Origin of the sequence: Paenibacillus violae (assembly GCF_032461945.1) — a bacterium.
Taxonomy (GTDB): Bacteria; Bacillota; Bacilli; order Paenibacillales; family NBRC-103111; genus Paenibacillus_E; species Paenibacillus_E violae.
Genome location: NZ_JAWCUD010000005.1, coordinates 306,454 through 326,448, shown reverse-complemented (window position 1 = coordinate 326,448; position 19,995 = coordinate 306,454). Strand labels below are relative to the sequence as shown.

19 protein-coding genes and 1 pseudogene are annotated in these 19,995 nt (G+C 49.3%); 6 read left to right on the top strand and 14 right to left on the bottom strand.

What is annotated here, in order from left to right; genetic code table 11:
• From RQP52_RS17375 to coxB, 3 genes are all read right to left on the bottom strand, one after another.
• Complete coding sequence (locus tag RQP52_RS17375; protein ID WP_127453747.1) at positions 1–615, bottom strand: cytochrome (ubi)quinol oxidase subunit III; 615 nt, start codon at positions 613–615, stop codon at positions 1–3.
• The gene (gene ctaD, locus RQP52_RS17370) at positions 612–2,444 is read right to left on the bottom strand and encodes a cytochrome c oxidase subunit I (protein ID WP_181646644.1); all 1,833 of its coding nucleotides are present in this window, start codon (positions 2,442–2,444) and stop codon (positions 612–614) included. Before ctaD ends, RQP52_RS17375 begins: the two co-directional genes overlap by 4 nt.
• Before the next feature lie 66 nt (positions 2,445–2,510).
• Positions 2,511–3,527 (bottom strand): cytochrome c oxidase subunit II, encoded by a 1,017-nt coding sequence (gene coxB, locus RQP52_RS17365; RefSeq protein WP_315953047.1) that lies wholly within the window; start codon positions 3,525–3,527, stop codon positions 2,511–2,513.
• 279 nt (positions 3,528–3,806) lie between these two features.
• On the opposite strand from coxB, the gene RQP52_RS17360 reads away from it, so the two are divergent.
• The 4 genes from RQP52_RS17360 to RQP52_RS17345 all read left to right on the top strand — a co-directional run bounded on the left by RQP52_RS17360 (position 3,807) and on the right by RQP52_RS17345 (position 8,550).
• A complete protein-coding gene (locus tag RQP52_RS17360) occupies positions 3,807–4,493 on the top strand; it encodes a hypothetical protein (RefSeq protein WP_315953046.1) in 687 nt (228 codons plus the stop codon).
• 168 nt (positions 4,494–4,661) lie between these two features.
• On the top strand, positions 4,662–6,572 hold the full coding sequence (locus RQP52_RS17355) for a DEAD/DEAH box helicase (protein WP_315953045.1): 1,911 nt from the start codon (positions 4,662–4,664) through the stop codon (positions 6,570–6,572).
• A 160-nt stretch (positions 6,573–6,732) separates the two neighbouring features.
• The gene (locus RQP52_RS17350) at positions 6,733–7,320 is read left to right on the top strand and encodes a guanylate kinase (RefSeq protein WP_127453756.1); all 588 of its coding nucleotides are present in this window, start codon (positions 6,733–6,735) and stop codon (positions 7,318–7,320) included.
• 81 nt (positions 7,321–7,401) lie between these two features.
• On the top strand, positions 7,402–8,550 hold the full coding sequence (locus tag RQP52_RS17345) for a conserved virulence factor C family protein (RefSeq protein WP_315953044.1): 1,149 nt from the start codon (positions 7,402–7,404) through the stop codon (positions 8,548–8,550).
• Positions 8,551–8,596: 46 nt separating this feature from the next.
• Here RQP52_RS17345 and RQP52_RS17340 read toward each other — a convergent pair whose 3' ends face one another.
• Entirely contained in the window at positions 8,597–9,844 is a 1,248-nt protein-coding gene (locus RQP52_RS17340; RefSeq protein ID WP_315953043.1) for a M48 family metallopeptidase, read from the bottom strand.
• A complete protein-coding gene (locus RQP52_RS17335; protein ID WP_315953042.1) occupies positions 9,841–10,347 on the bottom strand; it encodes a hypothetical protein in 507 nt (168 codons plus the stop codon). The genes RQP52_RS17340 and RQP52_RS17335 overlap by 4 nt, the downstream gene beginning before the upstream one ends.
• Before the next feature lie 282 nt (positions 10,348–10,629).
• On the opposite strand from RQP52_RS17335, the gene RQP52_RS17330 reads away from it, so the two are divergent.
• A complete protein-coding gene (locus tag RQP52_RS17330; RefSeq protein WP_315953041.1) occupies positions 10,630–11,412 on the top strand; it encodes a C39 family peptidase in 783 nt (260 codons plus the stop codon).
• 73 nt (positions 11,413–11,485) lie between these two features.
• Here the strand turns inward: RQP52_RS17330 and infC are convergent, their stop codons facing one another.
• The 3 genes and pseudogenes from infC to RQP52_RS36495 all read right to left on the bottom strand — a co-directional run.
• Complete coding sequence (gene infC, locus RQP52_RS17325) at positions 11,486–11,971, bottom strand: translation initiation factor IF-3 (RefSeq protein WP_315953040.1); 486 nt, start codon at positions 11,969–11,971, stop codon at positions 11,486–11,488.
• A gap of 141 nt (positions 11,972–12,112) precedes the next feature.
• The gene (locus RQP52_RS17320) at positions 12,113–12,331 is read right to left on the bottom strand and encodes an S-layer homology domain-containing protein (RefSeq protein ID WP_315953039.1); all 219 of its coding nucleotides are present in this window, start codon (positions 12,329–12,331) and stop codon (positions 12,113–12,115) included.
• A gap of 6 nt (positions 12,332–12,337) precedes the next feature.
• Positions 12,338–12,403, bottom strand: a pseudogene (locus tag RQP52_RS36495) (S-layer homology domain-containing protein); the annotation flags it as partial.
• A 280-nt stretch (positions 12,404–12,683) separates the two neighbouring features.
• Here RQP52_RS36495 and RQP52_RS17315 point away from each other — a divergent pair.
• A complete protein-coding gene (locus RQP52_RS17315) occupies positions 12,684–12,992 on the top strand; it encodes a hypothetical protein (protein WP_315953038.1) in 309 nt (102 codons plus the stop codon).
• Positions 12,993–13,006: 14 nt separating this feature from the next.
• Here the strand turns inward: RQP52_RS17315 and RQP52_RS17310 are convergent, their stop codons facing one another.
• The 6 genes from RQP52_RS17310 to hutI all read right to left on the bottom strand — a co-directional run bounded on the left by RQP52_RS17310 (position 13,007) and on the right by hutI (position 19,986).
• Positions 13,007–14,029: an LLM class flavin-dependent oxidoreductase gene (locus RQP52_RS17310; RefSeq protein WP_315953037.1), complete on the bottom strand. Its 1,023-nt coding sequence runs from the start codon at positions 14,027–14,029 to the stop codon at positions 13,007–13,009.
• A gap of 196 nt (positions 14,030–14,225) precedes the next feature.
• Positions 14,226–14,927, bottom strand: a complete 702-nt coding sequence (locus RQP52_RS17305; RefSeq protein ID WP_315953036.1) for a phosphatase PAP2 family protein — start codon at positions 14,925–14,927, stop codon at positions 14,226–14,228.
• Positions 14,928–14,968: 41 nt separating this feature from the next.
• Positions 14,969–15,634 (bottom strand): TVP38/TMEM64 family protein, encoded by a 666-nt coding sequence (locus tag RQP52_RS17300; RefSeq protein WP_315953035.1) that lies wholly within the window; start codon positions 15,632–15,634, stop codon positions 14,969–14,971.
• Positions 15,635–16,373: 739 nt separating this feature from the next.
• Positions 16,374–17,537, bottom strand: coding sequence for a YecA family protein (locus RQP52_RS17295; protein WP_315953034.1), 1,164 nt, complete (start codon positions 17,535–17,537; stop codon positions 16,374–16,376).
• Positions 17,538–17,719: 182 nt separating this feature from the next.
• Positions 17,720–18,688 carry a formimidoylglutamase gene (gene hutG / locus RQP52_RS17290; protein WP_315953033.1) on the bottom strand — a complete coding sequence of 323 codons (969 nt, stop codon included), beginning with the start codon at positions 18,686–18,688 and terminating at the stop codon, positions 17,720–17,722.
• Complete coding sequence (gene hutI / locus RQP52_RS17285) at positions 18,685–19,986, bottom strand: imidazolonepropionase (protein ID WP_315953032.1); 1,302 nt, start codon at positions 19,984–19,986, stop codon at positions 18,685–18,687. Before hutI ends, hutG begins: the two co-directional genes overlap by 4 nt.
• Between the last annotated feature and the right edge of the window lie 9 nt (positions 19,987–19,995).

Below are 19,995 nucleotides of genomic sequence, written 5' to 3'. Positions count from 1 at the left end.
TTAGTGACCCACCTTCCCCATCAGATAAACGACTGTGAAGATAAATACCCAGACTAAGTCAATAAAGTGCCAGTACAACGCTGCTACGTAGAACTTAGGAGCTGTAACAACGGTAAGACCTTTCTTAAGTCCTTGTAAAATCAACAGTGTAATCCAGCAAATACCGAATGCAACGTGCGCTCCGTGGAAACCAACCAGCGTATAGAACGAAGTTGAGAAGGCACTTGTTGTAAATTTATGACCCTCGTGAACATATTCAACGAACTCATAAATCTCAAGACCCAAGAACGAAAGACCAAACAATACCGTAATCAGAAGCCAGAATAACAATTGGCCTAACTTCTGTTTGTGCATCGCGATGATCGCGAACACGCTTGTTAAACTACTTGTTAAGAGAATAAACGTGGACCAGCCCACTGTTTTGAGCTTGAAAATTTCGTCGGCAGTTGGACCGTCTGGAACAGAGTTCCGAAGTGCAATGTAAGTTGCGAATAAGCAACCAAACAATACGACCTCGGCACCAAGGAATAACCAGAATCCAAGAACCTTATTTTTCCCTTCGAGGGTAGCCGTTTCCGGATTAGCAGGCAGTGCGCCCGTGTGATGAGTACTCATGCCTTTACCCCCTTGTCATCTTCAAGTTCTTCCGGTTCAATATGCCAACCATGATCGTCGTATACGGAGCGGCAGAACATTGCAATTAATGTAACAACCATACCCGCGCCTGCTACATAGTAGTTTCTGTACATAAAACCAAAACCAGCAATGAACAAACCAACGGACATAACTAGCGGCAATATGGATGCTGACGGCATGTGGATCGAACCAACCGGTTCAGCCGGAGTCATTTGTTTATTACCTGCCATTTTTTCTTTCCAAAGTGCATCATAGCCGCGAACAAGCGGAGTTTGTTTAAAGTTATATTCAGGTGCTGGTGAAGGAATCGACCATTCCAACGTACGACCATCCCATGGATCAGATAGAGCCGTAACTGGTTTCCTGGATGTTGCAATGATGTTGATAATGAACACGATTGTACCGATACCCATGAAGAAGGCACCAATTGTTGAAACCAAGTTACCTACTTCAAGATCATACCCTGGTTGATACGTAAATACACGACGCGGCATCCCCATTAGACCCAAGAAATGCTGCGGGAAGAATGTTAAATGGAAACCGATGAAGAACAACCAGAAATGTAATTTACCCAGTCCTTCGTTCAACATACGGCCAAACATTTTCGGCCACCAGTAGTACAGACCCGCGAACAAACCAAGGATTAGACCACCAACGATAACATAGTGAAAGTGAGCTACTACGAAATACGTATCGTGGTATTGGAAGTCTGCTGCAGGAATCGCAAGCATAACCCCTGTTGTTCCACCCATAACGAACGTCGGGATGAAAGCTGTTGCAAAAATATTAGCTGTAGTGAAGCGAATTTGCCCGCCCCAAAGGGTGAACAACCAGTTAAAGATTTTAACACCTGTAGGAACTGCAATGGCCATCGTTGCGATCGAGAAGATCGAGTTAGCAACTGGACCCAAGCCTGATGTAAACATATGGTGAACCCAAACCATGAAGCCCAAGAAACCGATTAATACAGTTGCGAAGACCATGGAGCTGTATCCGAAAAGACGCTTTTTGGAGAACGTCGATACGATCTCAGAAATAATACCAAACGCAGGAAGAATCAAGATGTAAACTTCGGGGTGCCCGAAAATCCAGAACAGATGCTCCCATAATACGTTGTTACCGCCTCTGGCAGCATCGAAGAATGCTCCACCAAAGACACGGTCAAACATTAGTTCAACTAGCGCTACCGTAATGGCTGGGAACGCAAGAACGATCAAACCTGAAGTGATGAAAGCTGCCCATGTAAACATTGGCATACGCATATACGTAAGACCAGGTGCACGCATGTTGATAATGGTAACAAGGAAGTTAATCCCCCCGATAAGTGTACCAATACCGGCAATTTGCAAACCTAGAACATAGAAATCTGTACCTTGAATGTTACCTTCAAGTGTCTGCCCCCAGCTGTTGTCGGTAATCGAGGACAATGGAGCATACCCCGTCCAACCAGCATCCGGTGCGCCACCCAAGAACCAACTTGTGTTCATCAATACGCCGCCGGCGAAGAACAACCAGAAACCAAGTGAGTTCACGAATGGGAACGCAACGTCCCTTGCACCAATTTGAAGAGGAACGATGGCATTCATGAATGCGAAGATGATCGGCATCGCTGCAAAGAAAATCATCGTTGTTCCGTGCATCGTTGTTAATTGGTTAAATGAATCACCGATGAAAATATGTTGATCGGGATAAGCGAGCTGAATCCGAATCAGAATGGCTTCAAGTCCTCCTACGAGGAAGAAAAGCCCGCCCGCAAGTAAGTACAGGATACCGATTTTCTTATGATCGACTGTTGTAAGCCAATCCATTAGACCGGTATGTTTTTTTACTGGATGAGAGTGAGCCAACGTATTAACCTCCTTTACCTGAGAAGTTTATTTCAAAGTCTGTAAGTACTGAACGATATCGTTAATTTGGGCGTCATCAAGCTTACCGCCTGCTGCTTTACCGAACGCCGGCATTTTGTTTCCTGGTTTCTGATCTTGCGGATTATGTATCCACAGCGCCATTTTCTCAGGAGTATGTTCCAGAATACCAGCAAGTGTATCGCGATCAGCGAAACCTTTGAGGTTCGGAGCAACACCAGGACCATTGGCTGTAACTGCGTGACAAGACATGCAATTTTCTTTGAAAAGCTCTTCACCCTTCTGTGCTGTTGCCGGCACAGTTACAGGCGCTTTCATTTTCGCTACCCATGCATCGAAATCCGTTTGACTCTTCGACTCAACCGTGAAGTTCATCAAAGCGTGAGAAGCTCCGCAAAGCTCTGTACATCTACCTTGGAAAGTAGCGATTTCATCCGCTTGAAGGTAAAGCGTATTCGTGATTCCAGGGTTTGTATCAACTTTACCGCCTAGGGATGGTACCCAGAATGCGTGAGAAACGTCCGCGGAAACAAGTTCAAAAGCAATAATTTTATCCTTAGGCACAACAAGCTGTTGAGCTGTCGCGATGCCTAGATCTGGATATTCAAACTGCCACCAGAACTGATGCGCAGTGACTTTGACGTGAACGGCGGCTTTGTCCTTATTGTAGTTCGTTGAATGCTTGAAAGTGTAAGATACTGTTGGCACCGCAAGTACTAACAGTAAGAGAATCGGAACAACGGTCCAGATAATCTCAAGCACGTGGCTTCCTTCCACTTGTTTCGGAATGCTGTTGTCGCCTTTGCGCTTTCTAAAGCGAATTAAAACATACACATAAATCGCAAATACGACAATTACGACAAAAACCATGATAAAGAGACTTAATTTCATCAAAAACAATTGCTCTGATGCAACAGGACCTTTTGGCTGTAAAGCAGACAGAGTTGGGTCTCCACACCCGGTTAGCAAGAACGTCATTACCGCTAAAAGGGGTAGCAGACGCCATAACTTTTTCAATCGACTCATTGTATCAACCCCACTTTTAAAACATTATTTTTACCACGATGGCCATGCCCATGTCAATTCACTTTATTAACTATAAATTCGTGAAAAGTTTTTGTCAATCGCTGGAGGAGAGTTCACAAATTGTTCTTAAACCGCTCTGTAGCGATATATTTTCCCTTCATGGTTATTTCCATACACCCACCTCTTTATGCACAAAAGCGTATATTTGTGAACACGAATAAAAGGAGAGAAACATCCCATCCTATAGACATTACACTCTAGATTGGGAGGTCATTATTGATGTTCAGTAAGTTAGGTTTTCCGATTTCTGGATTGCTATTCCTCATGCTGACTTTATCAGGCTGCGCGGAGGGCGGACGGGAATATGGCAAGAGTCCCGACCATACCAATTTCGGTGCTCCCGTCGATAAATCGACAGAATCCGAAAGAGCCTACCAAACCCAACAGCTCTCTGGTCCAGTTTCACACAATAATACTAGTCTGGCCTACAATCAGTTTCTATCAAATCAACTCAATGCTATGAATGGTGTTAATACGGCCATCGTCATGACGACGGACAAAAACGCCTATGTGGCCCTCATGATTGACAGCAGTGCTACAGGTACCAAAGGAACAACGAAGGAGACGAACAACCAGGGAACGAACAAAGGCTTTTACAATGATAGTGCTCCTCACGATGACTATTTGCCTTCCAATGATTTGAACAATGGATATAACAGTTATGAAACGGCCGTTCATCATGACCTGCTATCCCATCGTTTTAAACAAGCTATGGCGGAGAAAATCCGTTTGCTCCAACCCAATGTGATGGATGTCTATATTTCAGCAAATCGGGATTTCCTCAACAAAATGAACAGCTACGCTCAAGAAAGTTGGAAAGGGAATTCGCTTATGCCGCTTCTGACCGACTTCAACAAGACGGTGGAGCATGTTTTTGGGACTGCACAAGTGTTGCCCCATAGATAAAAACATTTTCTTCTATATAAAGTAGATATTTAATGCTTGTAGGCCGGCCCCTGTTTCCATTTGTCTGGCATTCCTGTACAATGGGGGAATCGTCTTAACAAGGAGAGACTTTGGACTACAACCAAAGATCCCTATCAATAGTAGGAAAAAGGGAGCTGGCCAATTACCATGTCAAGTGGATTTGCCTCATTAGGAATTAGAGAAAGACTCGTTGGAGTCTTACAAGCATCAGGCGTTATCGAACCGACCCCCATTCAAAGGGAAGCTATACCTGTTTTATTAAAAGGCACGGATGTTATCGCACAAGCTCAAACAGGCACAGGTAAAACCCTTGCCTTTGTTCTTCCAATATTAGAAACGATCGATGTGGAGAGTGCAGATGTTCAAGCGCTGATTCTGACACCTACACGCGAATTGGCCATTCAAATTACGAATGAGCTAAAAGGCCTTGTCCCTGTGACTGGAGCCAAGGTACTTGCAGCCTATGGCGGGCAAGATGTAGAAAAGCAGCTTAGAAAGCTTCAAGGGAACATACATATAGTAGTAGGAACACCGGGAAGACTGCTTGATCACCTTCGCCGCGGTTCTATCAATTTCTATAAATTGAAAATACTCGTATTGGATGAGGCCGACCAAATGCTGCATATGGGTTTCCTTCATGAAGTGAAGGACATCATTGCACAAACGTCTCCTTATCGCCAGACCCTTCTTTTCTCGGCCACCATGCCTGAACAAGTGATGAACCTGTCCAAAGCTTATATGAAGGACGCCAAAGAAATTAAAATTCAAAGCAAACAAGTAACGTTGACCGAAATTGAGCAGGTTCTCGTTCCGACGACTGACCGTCAGAAGCAGGATGCTTTGATTGCCGCTATTAAACAATATAAACCTTACCTCGCGATGATTTTCTGCCGGACGAAGGCAAGAGCCATTGCATTAAATGAAGCTTTACAGGAACTCGGACTTATGTCCGACGAACTACACGGAGATCTGTCACAAGCCAAACGTGAGCAAGTTATGAAACGATTCCGGGAGGGTCGTATCGAGTTATTGGTCGCTACGGATATTGCTGCGCGCGGATTAGATGTCGAAGGTGTCACGCATGTCTTCAATTATGACGTGCCGCAAGACGCCGAAAGCTACATCCACCGCATCGGCCGTACAGGTCGTGCCGGAGATACGGGTGTTGCCGTGACCTTCGCTACCCAACGGGATATGCCGACCATCGAATTGATCGAAAAAGGCATCAAAATGTCCTTAAGAGGGGCATCTGAGCCTCAAGTGCGCCGCGTTCGATCCAGCTCCGAAGATTCCTTCGAGCAAGAAGGCCGAGGATCAGGCCGTCGTGGCGGCGGAGCTTCTCGCAGCGGCCGCAGCGGCCGGACATCCGAGCCGCGCGCTCAGATAAGCCGTGGAAGATCCGGCGCGCGTGAAGAGAGAGCCGGCATGCAATACGGCACGGGACGTTCTGCATCCAGAGGCGGCGATAAATTTGGTGCGCGCAGCGATGCGCCAAGAGGACAACGCCCTGCGAAGGTTAATTCGGAGCGCAACCCGAACACATGGGGTCGCGCAGAGAGAAAAGAGCCGGTAGATGCAGGACCGGGACGCGGAGACAACATGAGCGCTGCAAAAGCGCGAGTCACCCGTTCTTGGGGACGCGGCGAATCCGACGAACGCGCACCACGCCCTGCAGGCCGTGGTGATGGCACAGACCGCAAACGCTCTGCTCCTCACGGCGATAAATCCTACTCGCCGTACAACAAGTACGCCGGCACTGGCCGTGACGATGCTGCAAGCACATCACGTGCGATCCGCAGCGGCGGCAAAGGCCGTGGCGACAGCGGCGAGCGCGGTGCAGGCCGCGGAGACAGCTTCGGAGCACGCGGCGGCGCAGCTGCACGCAGTGACCGTCCTGGCGCAACACGCGGCTACCAGGGTGGCGGCGAACGCAGCGGTCCATCGCGTGGACGCGGGGACGGCGCTGGCTCTCGCGCTGGAGCGCCTCGCGGCGGCGACAGAAGCGGTTCACCTCGCGGCAGCGCGCCACGTGGTGGCGGACGCGGCGGGAAACGCTAGTCAGAAAAGCGTTTCCATTGCTAGACCTTTACCGAATAACCCGAACCATGTAAAATATAAGTACGGCTGACAATGATCCTACTCAGACAAAAATCGTTTCATACCGTTGCACACACGTAGGATTTACCCCCCACTTTTCACAAATAAGGAGGTATGTTCCATGTACGCATTAAAGGACAAGGAAATGATTTTTGTATTCACCGGTCCACACGGAGCCGGTCGTAAGACGGTTGCTGAAATGTCAGGTTCTACACTGGGCATGAAGCAGGTTATCTCTTACACCACCAGACCTCCGAGGGCAACCGAGGAAGACGGTCAAGATTATCACTTTATCTCCCCTGCTCAATTTGTACAGGCGCAGGCAAACGGTGAATTCATTGAGGTTAGTACCGTCAATGATCATTTATATGGGATCAAAAGTGCCGATATTGAGCAGATGTTCGAACACAGCGGAAGCATTTATTTAATCTTGAACCGCTTCGGCGCGGAAACGCTCAAAAAGCATTATGGTGATCATGTCATTCTGGTTTTCATCTACGCGCAGCGCGATATTCTCGAAGAGCGGATGAGAGAAAGCGGAGATTCCGAGGAGATCATCCAGAAGTATCTCTCTTATTACGAAGATGAGCTGGCTTTCCGCGATCAATGCGATCACGTTTTCGAGAACGTGGACTTAGCCCATACCGTGTTTGATCTCACCAAAACGCTCGATAAATACCTTAACCGCAACCTCGTTGATTTAGATTAATTTGAATTGCCTATAAACAGGCCTGGACGTACCTACGTCCGGGTCTTTTCATGTAACATCCGACTGGAAGGAGTGTCATTAATGAAAATTATTTCCATAGAACCTACACCAAGCCCAAATTCCATGAAACTTAACATGGACGAAGCGCTGCCGGCCGGTGTGCGCAAAACCTACACAAAGAATAACAGCACGGAAGCCCCGGACAACGTTCAGCAATTGCTCGCTGTTCAGGGTGTGATCAGCATATTCCACGCAGCGGATTTCATTGCGCTGGATCGTACCTCCAAGGGGGACTGGCAGTTCATTTTAGCCAAAGCCCGTGAGATTTTCGGTGAAGCCGAAGGCTCTACCAGCAGCAATGACTTGCCGCTGGAACAAACTCAAGCTGAAGCAGCCTTCGGAGAGGCGCAAGTCCTCGTGCAGATGTTCCGCGGCATCCCGCTCCAGGTGCGGGTGCGCGCCGGCAATGAAGAAGCGCGTGTGGCTATGCCCGAGCGCTTCACGCAAGCCGCGGTCCGCGCAGGTACGGCATCGCCGAACCTGATCAAGGAGCGCAAGCTTGAGGAGCTCGGCGTGCGCTACGGCGAGCTGAAGGACATCGCGGGCGAAGTCGTCCAGGAACTGGACGCTTCTTACGACGACGCCCGCGTCGAAGCTCTGGTCTCCAGCGCGATGCTGGAGACCGACGTCTCTCCTTCTTCAGAAGCCTCCGAAGAAGATCAGACTGGCGCAACGCTGGAACAGCTGCGCCACAGTGACTGGAAGCTGCGCTACGCCGCGCTTCAAAAGATCCAGCCGTCGCTGGAGACGCTGCCGCTTCTCGTCCATGCCCTGCAGGACGAGAACACGTCGATTCGGCGACTGGCAACGGTTTACCTCGGGGATATCAAGGAACCCGAGGTACTGCCCTTCCTGTATCGTGCCCTTGAGGACGATACCCCATCTGTTCGTCGAACGGCTGGCGATACGCTGTCCGACCTCGGCGACCCCGCCGCCATGCCGGCTATGGCGAAGGCGCTCAAGGACCGCAATAAGCTGGTCCGTTGGCGCGCGGCGCGCTTTTTGTACGAGGTTGGCGACAACTCCGTGCTGAAGGATCTGCAGGAAGCGGCGGACGACCCCGAGTTCGAAGTGCGCATGCAAGTGAAAATCGCGCTGGAACGCATCGAAGGCGGGCATGCAGCTGAAGGCTCGGTCTGGCAGCAAATGACGCGCAGGAACGAACAGTAACATAAAAGGCTAGTGAAGAAGCGGTTACCCGCTCCTCACTAGCCTTTTATTTTTCAAACTGCTTAAAATACATAATCCGATCCATAATCTCCGGATGCGAGCCACGAAACCAATGAACCAGCCTCGGCTGTGTGACAGGGCTCAAGTTCTCTTTGGCAATTTGCTGAAAAGCGCGAATGGCGGCGCTGCCGTCTCCTATCAGTTGCATCGCATATACATCTGCTCGATGCTCAATCACTCGGGAGAAGGCATTTTGAGCGGGCGCGGAGACAAAGCTCATGAACGTAACAAGCAACAGCAGAATAGGCAGCGCCGCTAGATCATTTTCTCCCCGAATGCCCCATCTATGGGCCCAGTGTTTAAGGAAGAAACGATAAGCGTGAAAAGCGAGCCATAACCCCACCAAGCTAAGCGCGATGCCGTAAGCAAGGCCGATATAGATATGCTTTTCTACATAGTGTCCCATTTCATGCGCCATTACGGTTAAAATCTCATCGGGCTGCAATTTTTTCAGCGTCGTATCCCACAGTACAATTCTGGCGTTGCCGCCTATTCCATTGACATAAGCATTAATCGCATTTGTCCTCTCAGACATATTGACCTCGTAGACCTGCTTAGCCGGAATGTGCGATTCCGCCGCCAATTGAAGAATTTGCGCCTTAAGTTCTTGATCCTGAAGCGGCTTGAAATCATTGTACAGAGGATCAAGCACAACGGGTTGAATGAACGTAACGAACACAATCAATGGAACAGACAAAAGCCAGAACCAGAACCACCACCGGTTGGGACTCCATTTTAGCACCAGTCTGAATAGCCAAACCATGACAATTGTTCCTACGGCATTTAACAGAAAATCCTTCGCATGGTCCCCTAGAAAGATCGCAAGCGTCTCTGTCGATATCCCGTAGGCAAGATCGATTTTGAACAAAAAATAATCCACCGGCAAGAACAGCACGTCCATCAGCAGAGTAAACAGAAGCACAAAAACGACCATTTGCAGGAAGGAAGCCTTGAACAGCTTTTCAGCAAAGCTTCGAATACGGACAGCCACACCTAAGAACAGTAGGATCAATCCGATTTGCAGCGGAGAACTCAGGAAATAAGCTAATGACCGAATGCGTGATAAGGATTCAGCTTTGTCTATTTCCTGTGCCGTCATGAACGTGTGCGGGTCCGCGCTGGTGCCAACCAGATCTTGAGGTATGGGAAATAAATCTCCTTGTAGTAAATACACAATCATGACGACCGCATACACGCCAAAAGCTGCGCCAAGCCCTATGTACAGACGCTTCATTTCATCCCTCCACCGCCAACGTCATATAAGTTAATTAACAGCCAATCCGGTGTAAAATCTCTCGACAACAGCCATACTTGTGTAAACCATCCACTTGGCGGAACGAGCTTATGCTTGAAACTGAGCACATCGGACATCCCGAACAGCAGAGATACGTTGCGTATGAGCAGCATACAAGGATAGTCATGGGAATAATCCTGTAACTTCTGTTCTTTACTTGCAATCCGATTATTAATGACCTTAATAAAATTATCCAGTACTTCCGCACCAGGCTTCGTGAGCTCAGATCGTGACATCATACGTCTGGCTTCCTCCATATCATAGAACAAATGAGTCACTTCGAGTCCTATTTGCTCGTTATTGGCATCCTCCAGCAGCGCGTCCGGCTTCTCCTGTTGGCGAACCATTCGCAGCGCAATCGGGTTATTTACGTTATATAGTTCAAGAAAAATATCGATAGCGGCTTGCTCTAACGCCTTTTTCTCCTCTTCATACTTATTCATATACTTCCCTCTTATCCATGAAACGGGTATTTTTCACCATTTTACCCTATTGTATGAGCTATTGCCTCATATGGTCATCCCTAGTCCTTTTTTTCATGCCATAAAATATTCTCAAGATGCTGTCCGCTTTCCTAAACTATGCCGCTTGACCATTCTTATATGTCTTACTGACTTCATCTTGCATTTCCAGATTCTTCATGATGTAATGAAAAGATCGTGCTAGAACGGAAGTGATTTCACATAAAAAAGTTGACATGCTGTCTAATCGTTATATGGTCAGTAATGTGCCTAGCGTTGCCCAAGCCTACTGCGCCTGCATTTGTACAAGCTCTCCGACCAGTCGCTCCAAGTCCGGCTGCTAGTGAGCTTAGTGAGCCGCTTCTTCTGGCTGCATCTGCATCTGCATCTGGATCTGGATCTTCACCTGCGCCTGTGCCTGTACCGCTGCCGTCTGCTGATGCCACTCCACCTGCAGAGCACCATTATCAGGTGCCTAATGCCCCTGCTTTATCACAACTGCCGGAGCTGCCCAATGGGTGCGAAGCCGTGGCGGCCACCATGCTGCTGAATTGGGCCGGGCTTCCAGTCACCAAAGAGGAAGTGGCTGACGCGCTCCCTAGAGGCGAGATGCCTGCTGAGAATGCCGATGGGGCTTTTGTAGGCGGCAATCCAGAAGACGTATTTGTCGGCAACCCCTATAAGGCGGGATATGGCATTTACCATAAACCGATGTATGCCACTATGAACCAGCTATTGCCTGGGCGCTTCAAAGATATCACAGGCGCTTCTTTTGATACGTTGCTGGGCGTCATAGAAGCAGGCAAGCCCGCCATGATTTGGGCTACGGAGCATATGGATACCCCCTATCTGGATCTGGAATGGCAAGATGAAGAGGATCGGCTCGTGGAATGGTATCAACCGGAACATGCCTTACTATTAACAGGTTGGGACGATGATTACGCCTATATGAACGACCCAATGACCGGACAGCAGGAAGCTTATGCACTAAGCGACTTCAAGCAAGTATGGGAGCTTATGGGCTCGCAGGCCATTACCTTGAACTAAACCACTTTCTCTATGACGGAAAAAAGCATGAACATCCCTTCCCTTTCAGAACGAAGGAGCGTTCATGCTTTTCTTATAAAGGATCCAACTGTACGGAAGCTTGCTTCCCGCTTAGCTGAATGCCTGTTTGCTTGCGGCCATAAGCGCTTAAGTCCTTCACCAGATCTTCAAGCAAAGCTTTGGCCTGAGCGCCTTCTTTGCCCGAAATCTTCACGACCAACTGCACGGCATCTCCGCCTTGCAGAATTCGTCCTGCCTGTTGGCGCTTCGTTTCCAAATCGTGATCCTCGATGTGCGGCGTTAAGCGCAGTTCTTTCGTCTTTGGCGCTTGCTCCCGCTTGCGGGCTTGCTGTCTCTCCTGCATCGCTTCCTGCTTGGCCTTGCCCGCTCCAATTAATTTGCACGGCGGCGGGCTGCTCATGAGCGATTCACAAACGAGGTCTACTTTCAGCTTCTTCGCCAGCGCCAGCGCCTCTACCGTCGGGACGAAGCCCAGATCTTCGCCATCAACGCCAATCAGCTGCACCTCGGATGCCTTGATTTTCTCATTCATAATCATGTCCCATATAACCTCCTATACGTACAACCTTTTTCTCATAAACTATACCATATTGGTTAACGAAAAAAAGTCCCGGACCGCGTCCTGCCGCTCCATATAGGAACTTCAGGCTCGCGATCCGAGACTTTATTCAGCTTGCTATTACTTTTTGAGTGCTTTCATGATCACAGTAACAGCTTCAGCACGCGTAGCGTTCGCTTGCGCCTTGAAGGAACCGTCGCTATAGCCGTCGATCACATGGCTAGCCGATGCAGAAGCAACGGCACTTTGCGCCCATTCGGAGATCGCTGTGCGATCCGTGAATGTGTTGCCTGCCGCTGCTGCAGGCAGCTTGGCTGCACGTACGATCATCACCGCCATTTGTTCACGGGTGATTTGATCATCCGGCCCAAAAGAGCTGTCGCTGTAGCCGGAGATGATGTCATAGGCTGCGGCAGTTTCAACTTAATTCGACATGTTCTGACAAAAAATTACAAGAGATTTCGTGTAATTCCAACAGGATGACTCCTCGGTTTCTGGAAGACCTAAATAAATGCAAAAAGAGCGCATTCGACGGGACGAATGCGCTCGTGGTACCACTATAAATGTCATACAATGCTAACGTGCAGCGAAGTCATTCTTAATCATTGTGATTACACCTGATCTTTCGCTATAATGAACCCATCCGTCCCATAAAGTCGAATAGATAGTTGAAGGAGATGTTTACCCTAGCATGAATAAAAAACAATTAGAAGAACAGATGATCGAAAACTATAAACGCGAGGAGCATATGATGATTCTCGTTTTTGCCCAGTGGTGTATCAATCATGATTTGGACCCTGCCGCACTTTATCGTGCTGCTTATCCGGATCAAGAGGATAATGCCTCTCTTAAACAAGCTCTTGATCTAACCGTTCCCAAAGAGGAAGCCGGCGAGGTGGCTGATCATACGGTATTAGGCGTGCTGTCTCTCTTTGGCAACGAAGAACTTGCTTTCATCGTGACACAGGAGATCGATAAAAGGAATAAACGAACTCGTTAACCCCATGAAGGAAATCAGACCTTAAGTGCAGCGAGATCAAACGCTTCGGCCAGCAGTTCAATCGTCCGCTGCCTCGTCTCAGGCAGGTAACCGCCGGCAACGACCATGACTTCATCCACTTGGTAGCTGTCGGCCAAGTTCAGCATCTGTTCCCGAACTTGCCCTGGGTCACCGATAATCATCCGGGACCGATTATCCCTTACTCGCGTTTGATCCCAATCCGAGTAGACATAGGAAGCCGCTTCTTCAGGCGATTTCACTCCCGTGAACTCGCCTTTTTCCATTTGCAGAATGCGCAAATCGATGGAACTGGCGAGTTCTTCCGCCTCTACCTGCGTTTCGGCGCAGAGCACATAGATGCATACCGTCGCCTGCGGCACGACATTAAGCGCGGACGGTTTGAACGAGCTGCGGTAGCTGCGCACCGCATGCTGTCCGCCCGCGCCGTTAATGAAGTGCGCGAAGCAGAAAGCTGCGCCTGCCTGCGAGGCGTACACCCCGCTCTGCCCGGTGGAGCCGAGCAGCCACACCTGGGGCACTCCAGCCACCATCGGGGTGGCGCGGATGCCCTCGAACACGTGACCGGGTTCCACCGAATCGGTGAGGAACCCGAGCAGATCCGTGACTTGAGCCGGGAACCGCTCAAGTCCTTCGAACAGATCGGCGCTGACCCCTCTCAGCGCTTTGGCCGTGTGCGGCGTGCCGCCAGGCGCACGCCCGATGCCAAGGTCGATGCGCCCCGGATATAGTGCTTCGAGCATCCGGAAGTTCTCCGCGACCTTGTAGGAGCTGTAATGCGGCAGCAACACGCCGCCAGAGCCGAGCCTAATGCGGCTTGTGCGCGCCGCTAATGTCGATAGCAGCACCTCTGGAGACGAGCCTGCGAGACCCTGCGAGTTATGATGCTCCGACACCCAGAATCTCGTGTAGCCTAGGCGGTCAGCCAACTGCGCCAGCTGGATCGTCTGCTGCAGCGCATCGCTATGCGTAAAACCGGAAGAAACCGGTGATTGATCAAGAATACTTAATTTCAGCATAGTCATCCCTTCTTTCTGAGTCATCTGCCGATGGATTAATTATACAACGTCCTGGAAGCAAAAGAAAAAGGACGAACCCCTGGAAGGCGTTGTCCCCGATGTGAGCTATGTCTTTAGTGATCCTCTTACTTACTAAAAGTGTATGAATTTGGCATCACTTTATGCCTTACTTTTTTGTAAATAAACCTTATCTCGTCTATGCAGGATGGTTGTAGCCCGGCCGATTTGACCGGTTCATTCCTTGCTGTATGCGGGCCTTGCGACCTGTGATACGATGAATGGCCATGATGCATCCCGTCAGAGCCGCGCCGCCTGCTGTGAATCCAGCCAGCACATCGCTAGGGTAATGCACCCCTAAATAAATCCGACTTGCTCCAATACACAATACAAATAGTACTGTCACAACCGGTACCAACCACGCTGCCTTCCATCTGCGTACATTGATCCATATCAAATAGCCTATCAATCCGTAAAATAAAATAGACACCATCGCATGGCCACTGGGAAAACTGAAACCTGTTTCCTCAACGAGCCACGGTCCTGCAGGGCGTTCGCGTTCAATTAATCCTTTAATCAGAATGTTAAGCCCCCAGGTAGCCAGAACACCGATGAACAGGACAAGTGTCTCCCATCTCTGTTTCATTTTAAACAACAAGATTGCAGCAACCACTACGAAGACGATACTTTCTGCTTTTGCTTTTCCGAGCGTAGTAATAAAAATAACAACTGGCGTCAGCCCGTCACTTCGAAGTGACTGAATAGCGCTGCTAATCCCTCTATCAAATGTTTGTAACCAACTGGACGATAGGCTCTGCCATAAGATAACAAAGCCAATTAGCAGCACGCATGCCGCCCCTAACCCCCAGACTAAATCTTTGTATAATGGTTTCCCCTGCATGCTGATTTCCCCTCTGATGATCGGCTAGATTTCCTTATTCGTCAGGCCCGTTTGCGAGCCCGTATCGACTGTCTTTTTTTGAGCAGCAGCGGAATTAATGCAAATAGGATGTACATCCCAACGGCTGCATAAAATTTGCCGGATCCAATATCTTGCAGTGATGCGCCAAACACGTTATAGACCACTGCTCCTGGAATTATACCAATGAGCGTCCCCCATGTGTAGTCCCAAAAACGAATTTTGGAAAGCCCGGCCCCGTAACTGACACCGTCAAACGGAAAAAAGGGCATCAAGCGCATGTACAGCACGACCATGAACCCTTTCTCTTCGGCTTTCTGATCAAAAGATTGCAGCTTCTTATTGCGTAAAATCCGTTGAAAGCCATTTCTGCCCCATTTTCGTGTTATATAAAAAGAAAGCATCGCACCGGCACCGGCTCCAATAATATCGTAGATCGTCCCCCAAAAAGCGCCAAACACATAGCCCCCATACAATGTCAACGGCGTTGCTGGAAACAGCACCAAAGGACGCAGCGTGTAGACAATAATGTACAAAATCCCGCCAAGAGGACCCGAATGCCGCAGCCATTCCGTCACTCGACTTAAGTCCATGCGAGCCCATGCTCCGGTCCATTGCAGAACGAGCAAGCCCGCTCCAGCTGCCAGAAACCATCCCACTAATAACCAAAGCGACTTTGAACGCGCCATGGGCTGCCTCCTTCCGGGCACAGTCTTATTTGATTTCCATCTTACAAAACAGAAGAGGCAATATCAACAATTTGGCGCTATTGTTTATTGAATGAGGGGGTTATGCGGGAATGAATGGGAGGTTACAGGGCTCCGCAGCGTGGGGCTAAGAAGCTACTTGGAATTAACGCCGATTCTCCTGTTAATTTTATACATTTATCCAACTTTGGGTGATTAACTAGATTTCTACCGTTAATTCATCCCCAGACACTGTTGCTGCGCAGACTAACGGTAGTTTATCCGTCTATTTCAGATAAGGCGGTGAAATGGATCGCCTTTCCAACAGGGGGAGGAAATTAACTACATTAAGTGATGTTTTTCAGCGTTAGAGAGGCAGTGGTGCGAGGATCGGTTGTGTGCAGAGGAGTTAGTGTTGTTAAGCAACTTTAACGCTGGCGTGATGAAGGAACTGGCCAATTTAAGGATGTTTTTCAGCGTTAAAGTAGCAGTGGTGCGTGGATCGGATGTGTGCAGAGGAGTTAGCGTTGTTAAACAACGTTAACGCTGGCTTGGTGAAGGAACTGGCTACTTTAAGGATGTTTTTCAGCGTTAAAGTAGCAGTGGTATGTGAAGAGTGGATATGTGTAGAAGAAATTAGGTAAATCCGTTTACCCATCCGAACGCCCCAGCAAAAAAAACCGCCGAGACAAATGGTCTCGACGGTTTTCTCGTTTTTGAGCCAACTTACTGACCCAAATGATTAACCCGCACAGCACTTCTTAAATTTCTTACCGCTACCGCACGGGCAAGGATCGTTCCTGCCTACTTTCGTGCGCGTTTTCATGTCAATAACATCTGCCACGGCAGGAGGTTGCTGGAGTACAGCAAGTGGTCTGGCAGGAGATAACTCATTCGGTGAATAACCCTTAAGAATCCATTGCCTTGTCGTATTATTCAAAGCTGCAATGTGATTCATGAAGCTCCTTGTCAGCTCTAAGTCATTGATTTCAAGATCTTGTTGGATCGATTGAAGCAGAATACCCGGTGTTGCCCCATTGCGGATATGATCAACACAATCTTCTACGATAAAGTCTGCATCTTCATACGAAATCGTATAGTTTTTGCGAATGAAGTCCACAAACGCTTTGTGCGCCGGAGTCCGATCCACAAATCCTCGCTCCCCAGCAGCCAGAAGCTGCTCTTTGGTGAAAGGATACAGGGAGACACTCAATCGGGACTCCTGCTCCTGCTGCACTTGTTTAGGGTTGTTCAATAGGATATTATGATAGCCCCTGGAGTCCGGGCTAATTTGCATATAAAACACAAGTGAATCCTCTATAACAGCTGAGTATTCATGCCAATACACTTTCGTCCCCATATAGCTCTCAACGAGATTATGCAGCTCTTCGATACTGAGATGACCATAATAATACAAAAGGCCGTTCGTGAGCTTAATCCATTCCGCATTTCTTTGGAACTTCTCGCGGAAGTATTTGTAGTCCAGCTTTTGAAAGCTTTCACGCACTTCCATCGGCATGGCTATGACAGGTTTCCCATTGTGCATGCCAGTGAAAAGCAGCCCTCGCTCCACATAATAAGAAATCTGCTCTACATCAATCATCGTACTAGGGGCAACGCCGCCGCGCCCAGCAATTTGCTTCATAATTTGATAGCGTGTATCATCGAATTTAAAAAATAAACTTGATAGAGAGTTTGGAATATGCTCCACCAATGCCATAGCTAAATCCTGTTTCTTTAAAGTGCTTACCCCTTTAATCTCCAAATTAGTCCGAATTTCCGTAAGATCGCCTTTCGTTAATCGAACAAGACAGTCAGCGAGTGAAAGCGGAATTGTAAGCTCGGGTCCAAACTCCTCCCCTACATAAGCCTCATTCTGTTTTTTGGCGCTCTTGCGCTTGTCCATTTTCTTCATCCTTTCCGAAAAGAAAAACAACTTCAACTTTTAATGACATCCTACCATTGTACAATTTATCAGCCGTTTGCGATAGAGTTTCCCACTAGTTTCCATAAAAGTTAACGAATTAGCCATAAAAAAGGCACTTACCAATTTATCGGCAAGTGCCTTGCAAAACCTTACTAACCCAGTTAAACCGGACGTGCAGCCACTCCCGCCAGGAAGCTGAGCATGAACTGAACCGCCAAACGCGAGGTCACATTGCGGAGATCGACAGTCGGATCAATGCAGACAAAATCCAGCCCTTGCACCTTTGGAAGCGCTCCCAAGCGATGAAGGGCATCCATAGCGTCCCATGGGTGCATCCCGCCGGTGCCGATGGCTGGGCAGCCCGGAGCATAGGCTTGGTCGATCACGTCAACATCAAAACTCACATACAGCACATCCGTATCTTTCCCGGCAAGCCCAATCGCTTCATCCAGCACGACGTCAATTCCCATACGTCGTACATCCTTTGAGGTATACACATGCACACCTTTGCTCTTCACATAGTCATGATAGGGCTTAGAGTTCATGAACCCCCGGATTCCGATTTGCACGATGTTAGGTCCGTGAACCACACCCGACTCCAGGATACCGCGAAACGGCGTACCGTTCGTCACCCCGCCATCCTCGAAGTTGCGAACATCATGATGCGCATCAAAATGGATGATGCCCACCTTCTGGCCCGGATGGCGGTCAGCAAAGGCTTTGAGCGACGGACAGCTCGTCGAATGATCGCCGCCAACAATAATCGGGATCAAGTTAGGCTGCTCCTTGTATAGAGCCCGAAGACTCTCCTCGATACGTCGATGACATTCCGCGATGTCGGTCACATGCATCTGGATATCGCCAAGGTCACGGACAGCCAAATCCTGCAAATCGACGCCATATTCCATCGAATAGGTCGTAAATGACTTGAACGCCGCACGAACTGCAGCAGGGGTCGTCGAAGCGCCCGAATGCGAGATCGAGGACTTCGATAAAGGTACGCCGACAATCCCTGCAAGAAGCTCCTCATGACCGTCCCAAGGGCGAATCCACTGGGCTACTTTGGTTTCCATATGATCACGAAAGGCGGCTTGATCAGGCGATTTTAAAAAAGGAATCTCATGACTCATCGCGCTTCCTCCTCCTCTGTCGCCGTTACAAGCAGGCGGTTCCAAACGGCCGGTTTCCCGTTTTTTATCACACCGTACGTGTGGTTGATCCCAAAATGATACAAGAGATAGGCGATATTAGGCGCATCAAAAATCGCCAGATCCGCACGTTTGCCCACCTCGATCGATCCAATATCATCCCCGCGTCCCAGCGCATTCGCCGCGTTGATCGTGCAGGCGGTCAGAATTTCCTCCGGCGTCATTTTCAGATGGAGCGACGCCAGCATCATGATAAGCTGAATCGACTCCGTCGGACAGGAGCCGGGGTTATAGTCCGTGGACAGGGCTACCGGCAGGTCATACCTGTCGATCATGTCACGGGCACGCGCATGCGTGGCTAGACCGAGATTGAACGATGTGCCCGGCAGCAGAACCGGGATCACGCCGTTCTCGGCAAGAGCCGCGAGCCCCGTATCCGTTGCCGCCAGCAAATGCTCGGCGGATATCGCGCCCACCTCTCCCGCCAGCTCGGCACCGCCAAGCGAAACGATTTCGTCCGCGTGTATCTTCGCACGGAGTCCCTGACGCTGCGCTTCCGTTAAGATACGACGCGACTCCTCGACAGAGAAAACGCCATCTTCGCAAAACACGTCGCAAAACTCCGCAAGGCCCTCTTCCGCCACTTTAGGCAGCATGTCGTTAACAATCGCATCGACGAATACTTCGCTGCGACCCTTATACTCCTCAGGCACGGCATGCGCCCCCATAAAGGTCGATACCACATCAACAACGTGTGTCGCATCCAAACGTTTGGCAACGCGCAGCTGCTTTACTTCCGCTTCTAACGAGAGACCGTAGCCGCTCTTCGCTTCAATGGTTGTAACACCATTCAGCAGCATTTCGTTGAGACTGCGGTGCGCCTTCTCATACAGCTCCTGCTCACTTGCTGCGCGTGTCGATCTAACCGTATGAAGAATACCTCCTCCTTGCGCCAAAATGTCCAAATACGAGACACCCGACCGCTTCAGCGCCAGCTCATGCTCACGTGAACCCCCATGCACAAGATGGGTATGCGGATCAACGAGACCTGGCGTGATCAGCCGTCCGCCGACATCTATCGTCACCGCGATTTCGCTGCGTGCAAGCTGATCCTGTAGCTCATTCACCGACCCGAACCAAGCAATTCTCCCCTGCCTAATAGCGATTACCGCATCCTTGATCTCACAAACCTCTTTCATAGACTCCCCGCAGCGCGGTCTATTTCCCTCCGGGGTCACCAAACGGCCTATACCGGTGAGGAGCAAATCGATTCGTTCCATCTTCACTCC

Coding starts and splice junctions, on each gene's coding strand:
- RQP52_RS17340 (WP_315953043.1), bottom strand. CDS start 9,844: ATGAAGCGTCTGTACATAGGGCTTGGCGCAGCTTTTGGCGTGTATGCG.
- RQP52_RS17360 (WP_315953046.1), top strand. CDS start 3,807: ATGTTCAGTAAGTTAGGTTTTCCGATTTCTGGATTGCTATTCCTCATG.
- RQP52_RS17315 (WP_315953038.1), top strand. CDS start 12,684: ATGAATAAAAAACAATTAGAAGAACAGATGATCGAAAACTATAAACGC.
- RQP52_RS17345 (WP_315953044.1), top strand. CDS start 7,402: ATGAAAATTATTTCCATAGAACCTACACCAAGCCCAAATTCCATGAAA.
- RQP52_RS17320 (WP_315953039.1), bottom strand. CDS start 12,331: ATGGCGGTGATGATCGTACGTGCAGCCAAGCTGCCTGCAGCAGCGGCA.
- coxB (WP_315953047.1), bottom strand. CDS start 3,527: ATGAGTCGATTGAAAAAGTTATGGCGTCTGCTACCCCTTTTAGCGGTA.
- RQP52_RS17350 (WP_127453756.1), top strand. CDS start 6,733: ATGTACGCATTAAAGGACAAGGAAATGATTTTTGTATTCACCGGTCCA.
- RQP52_RS17375 (WP_127453747.1), bottom strand. CDS start 615: ATGAGTACTCATCACACGGGCGCACTGCCTGCTAATCCGGAAACGGCT.
- hutI (WP_315953032.1), bottom strand. CDS start 19,986: ATGGAACGAATCGATTTGCTCCTCACCGGTATAGGCCGTTTGGTGACC.
- RQP52_RS17310 (WP_315953037.1), bottom strand. CDS start 14,029: ATGCTGAAATTAAGTATTCTTGATCAATCACCGGTTTCTTCCGGTTTT.
- ctaD (WP_181646644.1), bottom strand. CDS start 2,444: ATGGATTGGCTTACAACAGTCGATCATAAGAAAATCGGTATCCTGTAC.
- RQP52_RS17295 (WP_315953034.1), bottom strand. CDS start 17,537: ATGGACAAGCGCAAGAGCGCCAAAAAACAGAATGAGGCTTATGTAGGG.
- hutG (WP_315953033.1), bottom strand. CDS start 18,688: ATGAGTCATGAGATTCCTTTTTTAAAATCGCCTGATCAAGCCGCCTTT.
- RQP52_RS17300 (WP_315953035.1), bottom strand. CDS start 15,634: ATGGCGCGTTCAAAGTCGCTTTGGTTATTAGTGGGATGGTTTCTGGCA.
- RQP52_RS17330 (WP_315953041.1), top strand. CDS start 10,630: ATGTGCCTAGCGTTGCCCAAGCCTACTGCGCCTGCATTTGTACAAGCT.
- RQP52_RS17335 (WP_315953042.1), bottom strand. CDS start 10,347: ATGAATAAGTATGAAGAGGAGAAAAAGGCGTTAGAGCAAGCCGCTATC.
- RQP52_RS17355 (WP_315953045.1), top strand. CDS start 4,662: ATGTCAAGTGGATTTGCCTCATTAGGAATTAGAGAAAGACTCGTTGGA.
- infC (WP_315953040.1), bottom strand. CDS start 11,971: ATGATTATGAATGAGAAAATCAAGGCATCCGAGGTGCAGCTGATTGGC.
- RQP52_RS17305 (WP_315953036.1), bottom strand. CDS start 14,927: ATGCAGGGGAAACCATTATACAAAGATTTAGTCTGGGGGTTAGGGGCG.